General features: G+C 64.5%; 13 protein-coding genes. 8 read left to right on the forward strand and 5 right to left on the reverse strand.

The window, feature by feature from the left end:
- Window positions 1-32: 32 nt before the first annotated feature.
- Both FZI91_RS11690 and FZI91_RS11695 read right to left on the reverse strand, forming a co-directional pair.
- Window positions 33-767, reverse strand: a complete 735-nt coding sequence (locus FZI91_RS11690) for a maleylpyruvate isomerase N-terminal domain-containing protein (RefSeq protein ID WP_155939196.1) — start codon at window positions 765-767, stop codon at window positions 33-35.
- A 6-nt stretch (window positions 768-773) separates the two neighbouring features.
- Window positions 774-2,195: an NAD(P)/FAD-dependent oxidoreductase gene (locus FZI91_RS11695; protein WP_155939197.1), complete on the reverse strand. Its 1,422-nt coding sequence runs from the start codon at window positions 2,193-2,195 to the stop codon at window positions 774-776.
- Between the two features lie 136 nt (window positions 2,196-2,331).
- Between FZI91_RS11695 and holA the strand changes: the two genes are divergently transcribed.
- Window positions 2,332-3,282, forward strand: coding sequence for a DNA polymerase III subunit delta (gene holA / locus FZI91_RS11700; protein ID WP_162525617.1), 951 nt, complete (start codon window positions 2,332-2,334; stop codon window positions 3,280-3,282).
- Between the two features lie 83 nt (window positions 3,283-3,365).
- On the opposite strand, the gene rpsT is transcribed toward holA, so the two are convergent.
- On the reverse strand, window positions 3,366-3,626 hold the full coding sequence (gene rpsT, locus FZI91_RS11705; RefSeq protein WP_162525616.1) for a 30S ribosomal protein S20: 261 nt from the start codon (window positions 3,624-3,626) through the stop codon (window positions 3,366-3,368).
- 269 nt (window positions 3,627-3,895) lie between these two features.
- Here rpsT and FZI91_RS11710 point away from each other — a divergent pair, with 269 nt between their 5' ends.
- The 4 genes from FZI91_RS11710 to FZI91_RS11725 all read left to right on the forward strand — a co-directional run bounded on the left by FZI91_RS11710 (window position 3,896) and on the right by FZI91_RS11725 (window position 8,125).
- A complete protein-coding gene (locus FZI91_RS11710) occupies window positions 3,896-5,584 on the forward strand; it encodes a circularly permuted type 2 ATP-grasp protein (RefSeq protein WP_155939504.1) in 1,689 nt (562 codons plus the stop codon).
- The gene (locus FZI91_RS11715) at window positions 5,584-6,558 is read left to right on the forward strand and encodes an alpha-E domain-containing protein (RefSeq protein WP_155939198.1); all 975 of its coding nucleotides are present in this window, start codon (window positions 5,584-5,586) and stop codon (window positions 6,556-6,558) included. The genes FZI91_RS11710 and FZI91_RS11715 overlap by 1 nt, the downstream gene beginning before the upstream one ends.
- Window positions 6,558-7,397, forward strand: coding sequence for a transglutaminase family protein (locus FZI91_RS11720; RefSeq protein WP_155939199.1), 840 nt, complete (start codon window positions 6,558-6,560; stop codon window positions 7,395-7,397). Before FZI91_RS11715 ends, FZI91_RS11720 begins: the two co-directional genes overlap by 1 nt.
- A gap of 62 nt (window positions 7,398-7,459) precedes the next feature.
- Window positions 7,460-8,125 carry a TetR/AcrR family transcriptional regulator gene (locus FZI91_RS11725; RefSeq protein WP_155939200.1) on the forward strand — a complete coding sequence of 222 codons (666 nt, stop codon included), beginning with the start codon at window positions 7,460-7,462 and terminating at the stop codon, window positions 8,123-8,125.
- Window positions 8,126-8,144: 19 nt separating this feature from the next.
- Here FZI91_RS11725 and FZI91_RS11730 read toward each other — a convergent pair whose 3' ends face one another.
- The gene (locus FZI91_RS11730) at window positions 8,145-8,744 is read right to left on the reverse strand and encodes a type II toxin-antitoxin system PemK/MazF family toxin (protein WP_155939201.1); all 600 of its coding nucleotides are present in this window, start codon (window positions 8,742-8,744) and stop codon (window positions 8,145-8,147) included.
- Between the two features lie 77 nt (window positions 8,745-8,821).
- Here FZI91_RS11730 and lepA point away from each other — a divergent pair, with 77 nt between their 5' ends.
- Window positions 8,822-10,675 (forward strand): translation elongation factor 4, encoded by a 1,854-nt coding sequence (gene lepA / locus FZI91_RS11735; RefSeq protein WP_162525615.1) that lies wholly within the window; start codon window positions 8,822-8,824, stop codon window positions 10,673-10,675.
- A gap of 83 nt (window positions 10,676-10,758) precedes the next feature.
- Here the strand turns inward: lepA and FZI91_RS11740 are convergent, their stop codons facing one another.
- On the reverse strand, window positions 10,759-11,523 hold the full coding sequence (locus FZI91_RS11740) for a DUF899 domain-containing protein (RefSeq protein WP_155939202.1): 765 nt from the start codon (window positions 11,521-11,523) through the stop codon (window positions 10,759-10,761).
- 55 nt (window positions 11,524-11,578) lie between these two features.
- On the opposite strand from FZI91_RS11740, the gene FZI91_RS11745 reads away from it, so the two are divergent.
- Window positions 11,579-12,577, forward strand: a complete 999-nt coding sequence (locus FZI91_RS11745; protein WP_155939203.1) for a nitronate monooxygenase family protein — start codon at window positions 11,579-11,581, stop codon at window positions 12,575-12,577.
- Window positions 12,578-12,585: 8 nt separating this feature from the next.
- Window positions 12,586-12,768, forward strand: a complete 183-nt coding sequence (locus FZI91_RS11750; protein WP_155939204.1) for a hypothetical protein — start codon at window positions 12,586-12,588, stop codon at window positions 12,766-12,768.
- The last annotated feature ends 18 nt before the right edge of the window (window positions 12,769-12,786 follow it).

Consider the following 12,786-nt stretch of genomic DNA (forward strand, 5'->3'; position numbering starts at 1 on the left):
TGCCTGGTGCCCGCCTGTGAGCGACAACGGCGCTATTCGACGAGATCGCGCTGTGGCGGTCGGATGGCGTCGTTCCCGAAGGCGGACAATAGGTTTGTCGGATCCCCGAGCCAAGGAAGCACCATCAGTTGCCGCATACTGCGTCGTCCGCCAAATGCGCGCAGCGCCTCAAAGTCCGACACCGCGAGGACGACGCGATCCGTTGCGAGGTTGTGGTCGCCAAGCTGCACCGAACCGGTTGTGGGAGTGGTCAGCCTGAGTGTGGGAAGTTCCCCTTGCCGAACCATCTGGTCATACCTCGTCATCAAGAATTCCATGGCGACAGCGAACACCGGGTCCTCTGTACGTACGCCTGGTTCAGCGAGTGCACCGCGAATGTCGTGTTCATGCGTCAGGGCATCGAAGACCAGTTGGGCGGCGGGGCCCTGGAGTCCGTCTTGACCGACTCGCGCGATCACCGTGTCGAGCGTCTGTGCCCATAGGTCGAGTAGTTCGTCGATGGTGTTGTGTCCGAGGCGATCTAACTGTGCCTGGGTCCAGGAGGCGGTGCCTCCTCCTTCCATGTTGAGCGCCACGATGTCTTGCGCGACGCCGGTGAGATGAGCGAGCGTTTGGCGCACGGTCCAGGCGGGACACGCGGCCACCGGTACATCGGCAACGTCGTAACGGCCACGTAGGAGCGCGCTGACACGCTCGTGGACGAGACGATAGGCCCCAACGGCCTCATGGCCGGGTCGCAGTAGCGGTTGTCGCTCGTAGTCGGGCACTTCGGACTATGCCTCGGAAACGGCGAGTTGGCGACAAGGCGTTTTCGAGGGCGTGTGGGGCCGTCGCCAACGATGTGTGGCCACCCGCCACAGGAACCCGGGCCGCTGCATCTGCGATGGCGAGTCGTGTAATTGATTGACGCGGAGAATCGTCTCGGTGACACGAATGTCGTCGCGCGCCGCGTCCAGTACCTTGCCCGTCCACCACGCCAATAGCCGCCAGCCGACCCGTTGTGCGACGGGGGCATCTGCGGGTGGGTCGGAATGCTGCGGGGCCGTCATTTTGTTTTGTTGCCACACCGAGTTGACGCGGGTGGCGACGGCACCGAAGTATCGGCGGGCGAGGTCAGCGTCGCCTTCCATGAGGCAGTCCCGCAGCGTGATGGCTTCGAAGATGGCCATCGTCATTCCCTGGCCCTTGATGGGGTCCAGGCTGCAGATCGCGTCGCCGATAACCAGGAGGCCCTCCGGGAATTGCGGCATCTGGTCATAGCGTCGCCACACGGCTTCGCGGTACCGGAAGGTGTGGACGTCGCTGATCGGGATCGCCGACCGGACGGTGCCCAGCATTCCGCTAGGCACGAATTGTTCTGCAAATAGTACCATTTCGGTGAAACTTGTCGGTGGTTCTTCCATGTCGAACGCACCGAGGGTCATCATGATTGTGTTGTTTTCACACCGGGCAATACCTCCGCCGTACGGATAACCAGGCGCCGAATTGATGAACGCGAGCTTGTCCGCATCGGCGTCGACGTCGGCGTGGACGCGCAGGAGTTGGCTGGCGTATGTCACTGGCGCTGTCACCCGGATCTCCGATGGTCGTTCGTAGCCGAGTCGATCCAAGAATGTGAGAGTGCGCGGTTTCCGTCCGGTGGCATCGACCACCAGGTCCGAGATGAGCGTCGTCACTAGGCCGGTGGATCGCCGCGCCGCCCGAACCCCGGTGACACGATGTTCCTCGGTCATGGGCTCGACGACATCGTGCCCGTCCAGGAATCTGACATTGCCTATGGATTGAACACGTTGCCGTATGTGGAATTCCAGGAAGGGACGCGTCGCGAGATAGAGCTTGAACGTCTCGGGGTCGCTGAACTTCTCCCACCGGTTGAGCATCTCTCGCGGTCCGATTCGTAGCCGGATGTGGGAGAGGTCTCCCTCATCGCAGACCGTCGCTCCGCCGTCGACGAGCTCGTCCAGAATTCCCGGGAACAGTCGCTCCAGGGTTTGTGAACCGGAGCTCATGAACGAATGAAAGTGCTGTCCCTGTGGCACGCCGTTGCGCGGGGTGGCGCCCCGCGGTGCATCGTCGCGCTCGACGACGGTGACCGATTCGTACGTCTCTGAAAGCACCCTCGCCGCGACCAGCCCCGCGATCCCGGCGCCCAGCACAACCGCGTGATCTCTGCGTTCCTGCACTTCAGGTGTCATCTGCTGATCCTTTCGTCTCGATGCACCCTACCCTTATGAATCTCTTAATTTCTTAGAAAAAGCTTAGATTTCTCTATTCGAGACTGCTCCCGGCCGGACGAGGGGGCTTGTCGTCACCGCATGGGACGATCGTCGGGTGACCGATGCGCTGCACCTGATCCTGGGAGACGAAGAACTACTGATCGAGCGGGCGGTGACCTCGGTGCTCCAAGCGGTCCGCGGCAAGTCGAGTGCGGACATCCCGGTCAACAAGCTGCGTGCGGGTCAGATTGATGTCGCCGAACTGGCCGAGCTGCTCAGCCCCTCACTGTTCGCCGACGAGCGGGTCATCGTCGTCGAGGCCGCGGCCGAAGCGGGCAAGGACGCGGTGGCGCTCATCGAGCAGGCCGCCTCCGACCTGCCGCCGGGAACCTTTCTGCTCGTGCAACATTCGGGTGGTGGCCGGGCGAAGGCGTTGGTGGCCACGTTGCAGAATCTCGGCGCCGCGGTGCACAACTGCGCGCGGATCGCCAAGGCCGCCGAGCGGGCGGATTTTGTGCACAAGGAATTTCGCCGTCTTGGGCAGAAGGTGGATGTCGACGTCGTCGCGATTGTCATCGATGCCGTCGGTTCCGACATTCGTGAATTGGCAGCTGCCTGTTCGCAATTGGTATCGGACACCGACGGCAATGTCGACGAGGCCGCAGTGCGCCGCTACCACTCCGGCCGTGCGGAGGTTTCCGGATTCGATATCGCCGACAAGGCGGTAGTGGGCGATGTCGCCGGCTCGACGGAAGCGCTGCGCTGGGCAATGCAGCGGGGCGTGCCGCACGTGCTGTTGGCCGACGCGCTCGCCGAGGCCGTGCACACCATCGCGCGGGTGGGCCCCATCAAGCAGAACGCTTACACGGTCGCCTCCGAGCTGGGGATGCCGCCCTGGCGCATCGAGAAGGCACAGAAACAGGCACGGCGGTGGTCGCGCGACGCGGTGGCCGAGGCGATACGGGTGGTGGCCGCGCTCAACGCCGATGTGAAGGGGGTGGCAGCCGATGCCGACTACGCCCTGGAATCGGCGGTGCGCAAGGTGGCCGAACTGGTGAGCACGTGATGCCCCGAGTGTGAGCCTCAGGGCACGAAAAACGCCGAGTGTGCGCGTTAGCGCTCACACTCGGCGTTGATCAGAGATTTAGGTCAGAGCTTGTTCAGAGCCAGAGCCAGCGCCGACTTCTTGTTGGCGGCCTGGTTCTTGTGGATGACGCCCTTGCTGACGGCCTTGTCCAGCTTGCGGCTGGCCGAAACGAGCAGCTCGCCCGCCTTGCCCTTGTCGCCGCCGGCGATGGCCTCGCGGAAACCGCGGATGGCCGTACGCAGGGACGACCGGGTCGCCTGGTTGCGCAACCGGGCACGCTCGTTGGTGAGGATGCGCTTTTCCTGCGACTTAATGTTGGCCACGCGTCAGTTCCTTCGTCAGTCGTCTAGTTCTTGAGAGCGAGCCCGGTAGTGAAGGCCCAGCGTCGTTGGATCAGGGGCAGCTGGTCAGTGCCATAGGGCTGCCGCAGAGGACAAGACTACCAGGCCACCGTCGGAAACCTGAAACCCAAGGGGCGCCGCCATCGGGTCGATGACCGGCAGGTTGCCAGCAAGTATCGCGGATACGCCCGCACGCCCTGCCGAATCCGCCGAATTGGTGCAGCATATTGGTGGTGAGCTTGCGAACAGTGATGCCGAACTCGGGGCGCCCGACGCGCACGGCGACGTCGTCCCGGTTAACCCGGCGAGACGACCAGATTTTCGGTGGGTACCGCGAGCTGGTGTCTGAAAAGGGGTCCTACTCCCGGGCCTTCGACGAAATGTTCGATGCCGAGGGCAATGTGCGGGGGCCCTACAAGGGGATCTACGCAGAACTTGCGCCCACCGATGCCGCCGATCTGGCGGCCCGCTCCGACGCGTTGGGCAGGGCGTTCATCGACCAGGGCATCACGTTCTCGCTGTCGGGCCAGGAACGCCCGTTTCCGTTGGACCTAGTGCCGCGGGTGATCGCTGCCGCCGAGTGGTCGCGGCTGGAGCGGGGCATCGCCCAGCGGGTCAGGGCGCTGGAGATGTACCTGGCCGACATCTACGGCGACCAGGAGATCCTGCGCGACGGCGTGATCCCGCGCAGCCTCGTCACCTCCTGTGAGCACTTCCATCGCGAGGCCGCCGGGATCAACCCGCCCAACGGCGTGCGGATACATGTCGCGGGCATCGACCTGGTCCGCGATGCCCAGGGCACCTTTCGGGTGCTCGAGGACAATCTGCGATCCCCCTCGGGTGTGTCCTACGTCATGGAGAACCGACGCACCATGGCGCGCGTCTTCCCCGACTTGTTCGCCACCCATCGAGTGCGTGCGGTAGACGACTACTCTTCGCATCTGCTGCGGGCGCTGCGCAAGTCGGCAGCCACCAACGAGGCCGATCCGACGGTCGTGGTGCTGACTCCGGGTGTGGCGAACTCCGCGTACTTCGAGCACTCGCTACTGGCCCGGCAGATGGGGGTCGAACTCGTTGAGGGACGCGACCTGTTCTGCCGCGACAACCAGGTCTACATGCGCACCACCGAGGGCGAGCGTCAGGTCGACGTCATCTACCGACGCATCGACGACACCTACCTGGATCCCATGCAGTTCCGTCCCGATTCGGTGCTGGGGGTCGCGGGGCTGCTCAATGCCGCACGCGCCGGAAACGTGGTCATCTCCAGCGCCGTCGGCAACGGGGTGGGGGACGACAAGCTCGTCTACACCTACGTCCCGACCATCATCGAGTACTACCTGGGCGAGAAACCCATTGTGGCGAACGTGGATACGTACCGATGTTGGCTCGACGACGAGCGCGAGGAGGTGCTGGACCGCATCGATTCGCTCGTCATCAAGCCCGTCGAAGGCTCCGGGGGATACGGAATTGTGTTCGGGCCGGACGCATCCGAGAAGGAACGCGCCGCGATCGCCAAGAAGATCAAGGCCGACCCGCGCGGTTGGGTGGCGCAGCCGGTGGTCCAGTTGTCCACGGTGCCCACGAAGATCGGCGACCAGTTGGTACCCCGGCATGTCGACCTGCGTCCGTTCGCGGTCAACGACGGCGACGACGTGTGGGTGCTGCCTGGCGGGCTCACCCGAGTGGCGCTGCCGGAGGGCTCGCTGGTGGTGAATTCCAGCCAGGGCGGCGGGTCGAAGGACACTTGGGTGCTCGCCTCGCGGGCATCTGTCGCCGAACGCGAGCTCGCCGGCGCCGAGCTGGTGTCGGAGCTGCCGGAGCCGACGGAGGTCGAGCAGGGCCCCGAGGTGGCCACCGCGGGACTGCAGCAGCACCAGCTGCAGCAACAACAGGCTCGGATGGTCCCGATGAGCGCTCGCGCGAAGAGAAGTGAACACTGATGCTGGCCCGAAATGCGGAGTCGCTGTATTGGATTGGTCGCTACGTGGAGCGTGCCGATGACACCGCGCGTATCCTGGATGTCACGGTGCATCAGCTGCTTGAGGACGCCAGCGTCGACCCTGACTACGCCTCCCGGGTGCTGTTGCGCGTGCTGGGTATCGAGGCGCCGGACATCGTGCTCGACGTGTGGTCGCTCACCGAGCTGGTCGCGTTCAGCGGAGCGCAGGGCGGGTCGATCGTCGACTCCATCTCGTCGGCGCGCGAAAATGCCCGTGGCGCACGCGAAGTGACCTCCACCGAAATGTGGGAATGTCTCAACACCACGTTCAACGCGTTGGCGGACCGCGAACGCGCTGCTCGCCGGCTGGGCCCGCACGAGTTCTTTACCTATGTGGAGGGGCGCGCCGCGCAGTTCGCGGGGCTGGCCGACTCGACGCTGAGTCGCGACGACGGCTACCGCTTCTTGGTGCTCGGCAGGTCCATTGAGCGCGTAGATATGACGGTGCGATTGCTCCTTTCGCGTGTCGGGGACCGGGCGTCCTCGCCCGCGTGGGTGACGCTGCTGCGCAGCGCGGGTGCACACGACACCTATCTGCGCACCTACCGCGGTGTGCTGGACGCCAATCGGGTTGTCGAGTTCATGCTGCTGGACCGGTTGTTCCCACGATCGGTGTTCCATTCGTTGCGCCAGGCCGAGCTGAGCCTGGACGAACTGGACCACCGGCCGCACAGCCGAGTCGGCGCGCGCGCCGAGGCCCAGCGGCTGCTTGGCCGTGCGCGCAGCGAGCTGGAGTTCATGCGTCCGGGTGTGTTGCTGGAGGACCTGCCCACTCGACTGGCCGGATTGCAACTGACCTGCCGAGAGTTGGGTGAGGCGGTGGCGCAGCAGTACTTCCACGCCGCGCCGTGGGTGGCGTGGACCGATGCCGGTGGCGCCCACGACTTCGAGCCCATTGAAGAGGGAGAAATCTGATGTGGCGCATGCGCATCGTCCACGCCACCGGCTATGCCTACAAGACGCCGGTGACCGCCTCCTACAACGAGGCGCGTCTAACGCCGCGTAGCGACGGCCGCCAGAACGTCATCCTCAATCGCGTGGAGACGGTCCCCGCCACACGCTCCTACCGGTACGACGACTATTGGGGTACCGCGGTCACGACGTTCGATCTGCATGCGCCGCACACCGAGCTGGAGGTCACCGGCCTGTCGGTGGTGGAGACCGATGTCGCCGAAAAACCCGAGAATGCGGTGGACTGGGATGAGGTGCACGCCAAGGCGGTGATAGACCGATTCGACGAATACCTATCTCCCAGCGCGTATGTCCCGCATAGCAAGAAGGTGCAGGCGGTGGGCAAGAAGATCGCCAAGGACGCCACTCCCGCCGAGGCAATTGTTGCGGCATCGAAGTGGGTGCACGCCGAGCTCGACTATGTGCCCGGGACCACGGGCGTGCACTCGTCGGCCCTCGATGCGCTCCGCGAGCGCAAGGGTGTCTGCCAGGACTACGCACACCTGACACTGGTCCTGCTGCGCAGTATGGGCATTCCGTCGCGCTACGTGTCGGGCTACCTGCACCCCAACGGCGAGGCAGCGGTGGGCGAAACGGTGGACGGACAAAGTCACGCCTGGATCCAGGCCTGGGCCGGCAGCTGGTGGGATTACGACCCCACCAACGACAGCGAGATCAACGAGCAGTACGTCACTGTCGGCGTCGGGCGCGACTATTCGGACGTTAGTCCTCTTAAGGGCATCTATTCGGGGGGCGGTTCGACGGACTTGGATGTTGTGGTGGAAGTCACAAGACTCGCCTAAAAGCGCCAGAAAACGCAGTTATTGCACAGGTGTCTGGCAAGAAGAGTAATAATGCGTAGACCATGGTGACCAAACAAGCTACCGGGCTATACGGCGGACGAACGGCAGACGAGCGCCGCGCGGAGCGGAGGCGACGCCTCCTGGAGGCGGGGCTCGAAGTTATGGCCAGCTCAGGCTGGGCGGCGACCACGGTTCGGGAGATCTGCAAGACAGCCGGACTGAACACCCGCTACTTCTACGAGTGCTTCGATGGTCTCGATGAGCTGCTCGTCGCGGTTTTCGACTGGATCATCGAAGACAGCATCGCCACGGCTGGTTCGGCGATGGCCGCGGCCGACAAGGACTCGCGTTCGCAGGTGCATGCCGGCGTCGTGGGTGCGGTGACCGCCCTGACTGCTGATCCGCGGCGCGCCCGTGTGATCGCCACCGAGGCGATGGGCAGCCAACGGCTCACCCGTCGTCGCATGCGGTTGACGCACTACATGGCGCTGATGCTCGGTGCCGCCCGCGCCGAGTTCGATCCGGATGCCGATCCGAACTACACCGCAGTGCAGGCCGAGGCCCTGGCTGCGGGAGTGGCCGGCACCGTGCTCGCATGGCTGGACGGACGGCTGCGTCTGGAGCGTGAGGAACTGGCCGAGTACACCGCCCAGTTCGTTGACCAGGCCATGTTCACGTCGACTCCGGTGCGCATAGCGGCGCCGGTGCACAACTCCGTAGAACACTGAGGTGAGCTGATCGATTCGATCAGCTCCAGGAGAATCCCGCGCGCAGACGTGCCGCGACGACGTTAAATCGCTCCACGTCCAGAATCGCCCCTTCGCGTCGGATGCCCTCCTCTGGAACGTCCAATACCCGGTCGAGGCGTACCCAACTGGGTCGTCCGTCGTAGTCCCAGCTTCCACTGCCGAGCGCCACCCAATCCGTGTCGGTGGCGTGTCGCTCCTGGCTCGACAGCATTAGCCCGAGCAAGACCGAGCCGTCCCGTCCCACCACCAGCACGGGACGGTCCTTCCCCTGTGTCGGGTCGTCCTCGTAAACCACCCACGTCCAGACGACTTCCCCAGGATCGGCGCGGCCGTCCAGGTCGGGCGTGTATTCGACGCGACGAGCCCGATGGGCTGTGGGGACGCTGCGGTTGGTGACCGGACGGCCGGGGATAGCGGTCTGCTCCTCGGGCTCTACGACACCGATGGCCTCCAGGCCGCGCTGCAGTCCGCGCTGGACGAATTCCGACCCCTGTAGTTGCCGCAGCACCTTCGGGCCTTCGCGGAACACCACCTGTTCGAGAGTGTCCACCGCGATCTTCCCGAGCCTCCGCCCGAGCGTCTGCCACTGTGACGCCATGGTGCGAGCATACTGACCTGTGTCGCTCCGGGCTGCTCGTGTCAAAAGCACGGTCATCGGCGTGGGACCATGGTGCCGTGCCAAGTTTTGCCGACACGACGTTCACCGACCCGGCGCTCATCCGAAATTTCTGCATCATCGCCCACATCGACCACGGGAAGTCGACGCTGGCCGACCGGATGCTGCAGCTGACCGGTGTGGTCGACGAGCGGTCCATGCGTGCCCAGTATCTGGACCGGATGGATATCGAGCGTGAGCGCGGCATCACCATCAAGGCGCAGAACGTACGGCTGCCCTGGAATGTGAACGGTCAGGATTACGTCCTGCATCTCATTGACACCCCTGGACACGTCGACTTCACCTACGAGGTGTCCCGCGCATTGGAGGCCTGTGAGGGCGCGGTGCTGCTGGTCGATGCGGCACAGGGTATCGAGGCGCAGACGCTGGCCAACCTGTATCTGGCGCTGGACAAGGATCTGACGATCATCCCGGTCCTCAACAAGATCGACCTGCCCGCCGCCGACCCGGAGCGGTACGCCGAGGAGATCGCGCACATCATCGGCTGCGAGCCCTCCGATGTGCTGCGGGTCTCGGGTAAAACAGGCGAGGGTGTCGCCGCGCTGCTCGATGAGACGGTGCGAACAATCCCTGCGCCGCAAGGTGATCCGGACGCCCCGGCGCGCGCGATGATCTTCGACTCGGTGTATGACATCTACCGCGGCGTGGTCACCTACGTTCGCGTGGTCGACGGGAAGATCACCCCGCGCGAGAAGATCGCGATGATGTCGACCGGCGCCACCCATGAGCTGCTGGAGGTGGGCATCGTCTCACCGGACCCCAAACCCTCTGTGGGCCTTGGGGTCGGCGAGGTGGGTTATCTGATCACCGGAGTGAAGGATGTCCGCCAGTCGAAGGTCGGCGACACCGTGACCTCCGCGCGCAAGGGTGCCACCACACCGCTGACGGGGTATCGCGAACCCAAGCCGATGGTCTACTCCGGGCTGTACCCGGTTGACGGATCCGATTACCCGAATCTGCGTGAGGCACTGGACAAGCTGCAGCTCAACGACGCGGCGCTGACCTACGAGCCGGAGACCTCGGTGGCGCTGGGCTTCGGATTCCGTTGCGGCTTCTTGGGGTTGCTGCACATGGAGATCACCCGCGAGCGGCTGGAGCGCGAGTTCAATCTCGACCTGATTTCCACGGCACCGAATGTTGTCTACCGGGTGATTACCGAGGCGACGCAGTCGGGTGATCCCGGGTTGACCGTCACCAACCCGTCCATCTGGCCCGAGGGCAAGATCCGTGCCGTCTACGAGCCTGTCGTGAAGTGCACGGTCATCTCGCCGAGCGAGTTCATCGGTTCGATCATGGAGCTGTGCCAGTCGCGGCGCGGCGAGCTCGGCGGCATGGACTACCTGTCGCCGGAGCGCGTCGAGCTGCGCTACACCATGCCGTTGGGGGAGATCATCTTCGACTTCTTCGACTCGTTGAAGTCGCGCACCCGCGGCTATGCCAGCTTGGACTACGAGGAGTCCGGCGAGCAGGAGGCCGACCTGGTGAAGGTTGACATCCTGCTGCAGGGTGAGGCGGTCGACGCGTTTAGTGCCATCGTGCACAAGGACGGTGCCGAGGCGTATGGCAACAAGATGACCGGAAAGCTCAAGGAGCTCATCCCGCGTCAACAGTTCGAGGTGCCGATTCAGGCGGCCGTTGGGTCGAGAATCATTGCCCGCGAGAATATTCGGGCCATCCGCAAGGATGTGCTTTCCAAGTGCTACGGCGGTGACATCACCCGCAAGCGCAAGCTGCTGGAGAAGCAGAAGGAAGGCAAGAAGCGCATGAAGACCATCGGCCGGGTCGAGGTGCCGCAGGAGGCCTTCGTGGCCGCGTTGTCCACCGACTCCTCCGGGGATAAACCGAAGAAGTAGGTCGCGCGCCGCCGATCAGTACCGGCGAGTGTGCGATTTACGGTGCTTTTCGCAAGAATCCCACCGAAATCCGCACACTCGGCTCAGTGTTCGCATTCCTGACTCGGCATGCCGACGATGGCTCCGCCCTGCGGCCAGCCGGCGGGGGAGTCCTCCCAGGGCTCCTGACGTCCGTACGGGGTCAGGTCCAGGAATGGATACCCGACCGCGGAATGGTCCAGCCCGCGCGCGAAAGCCGAGTAAGTATGAAAAACCTCGTCACCGCGGCGCAGGAAGATGCTCGCACCCGGCCAGTCTCCACGCAGGTCTGCGTCGTTGAAGCCATCGGCATGCAGCTCTTCGACGGGTTTGTAGTTGTACTCGATCGCAACCCGTGACGAGTCCAGGCTGACGTGGAAGTCGTAGCTGAAATCGCCGTCATTGGTGGAGTACCACGGGAACGTCCACCGGTGTTCGTCGCGGTAGCGCGCGATGCTGACGTACGGTGCGCGCGACACGCACGCGAAGGTGACGCCCTTGTCGGTCAAGAGCTTCCGGTCCCGCTCGGTGAACGTCATCTCGGCGGCCCCGGTGCAGCTGGGACACCCGCGATCGATCTCGTCGATCCACATGAAGTGGTGGATGTACAGCGTGTGCCGCCCCTCGAACAGGTCCACGAGCCGCACATGGCCGTCGGGACCCTCGAAGACGTAGTCCTTGTCGACCTTGACCATGGGCAGCCGTCGGCGTTCGGCGTTGACGGCATCGCGCAGATGCGTGGCTTCTCGTTCGCGGGCAAGCAGTGTCCTGCGCGCCGCCAGCCATTCTTCGCGGCTCACGACGTCGGGGTAGGCGGTTGGTGTGCTCATACCTATACCGACCCACCTGGGTCCGAAAACTCATCGCGCCGATACGCTGAGATGCATGAGTAGCGTGCTTGGCGGGCTTGCCCTTCCGGTGGTCGGTGCCCCGATGGCCGGGGGCATCACTGTTGCGGCGTTGGCGCGCGGCGTGAGCGCCGCGGGAGGTTTCGGCCTGATGCCCGCCGGGTATCGCAGCGTCGCGCAGCTGGAGCAGGACCGCGCCGACATGGGGGATCTGCCCTTCGGCTTCAACGTGTTTGTCCCCACCCCCGATCAGGGTGCCGATCTGAGTGAGTATCTGGACAGGCTGAAGGTCTGGGCTGACAAGCTCGAGGTCGCTCCCGGCGATCCGGTGTGGCATGACGACGCGTACACCGACAAGATCGAGTACCTGGTCACTCGCCCGGTCCCGGTGGTGTCGTTCACCTTTGGCGTGCCGTCGGCGCAGGACGCGCACAGGCTGCGTGGAGCCGGATCCGAGGTATGGATCACCGTGACCAGTGCCGCCGAGGCCACGATCGCTGCGGGCATCGGCGCAGATGCGCTGATTGTGCAGGGCCCGGAGGCTGGAGGGCATCGCGGCAGTTTCGATGCGGGTGCTCCGGAGGAGCCGCTGCTGGACCTGATAGCGAAGGTGCGGGAGGTGACCGCGCTGCCGCTCGTCGCCGCCGGGGGCATCATGGACGGCGCCGACATTGCCCGGGTGCTGAGTGCCGGCGCCGTTGCCGCGCAGCTCGGGACCGCGCTGGTGGTGACCGACGAGTCGGGCGCCAAACAGGTCTACAAGGACGCGCTGCTGCAACCGGCCGAGACGGTGGTGACCCGGGTGTTCTCCGGTCGGCCGGCGCGAAGCATCTCGAACGCATTCCAGCGGGATATGGAATCGGTTGCCCCGGTGAGCTTCCCGGCGCTGAATTCGGCGACCAAGGATCTCCGGGCGAGCGGCGACCCCGATGTGATGTCGCTGTGGGCCGGGACTCAACATCACCGTGCTCGGGCGCTCCCGGTGGCAGAGTTGATGGCCACCTTGGCGGCCGAGCTGAACGCGGCTCAGGGTTAGGTGAAGAGATGAAACCGGTTGCTCTGATGTGGACCATGGTCGTCGCCGCGTGCGTGTTGATCGGTCTTGACGTGTTGATTTACATGGCAGGGCCGCGCAGCGGTAACTCCACTGGCGCCCTGGTGGGACTGCTGTTATTCAATCTGATGCTGTTCGTTGGACTCGGCGTCTACCTTCGCCGCCAACGCTAAAGACGGGGCTAGCCCCCG

Source organism: Mycobacteroides sp. CBMA 271 (assembly GCF_009729205.1).
Taxonomy (GTDB): domain Bacteria; phylum Actinomycetota; class Actinomycetes; order Mycobacteriales; family Mycobacteriaceae; genus Mycobacterium.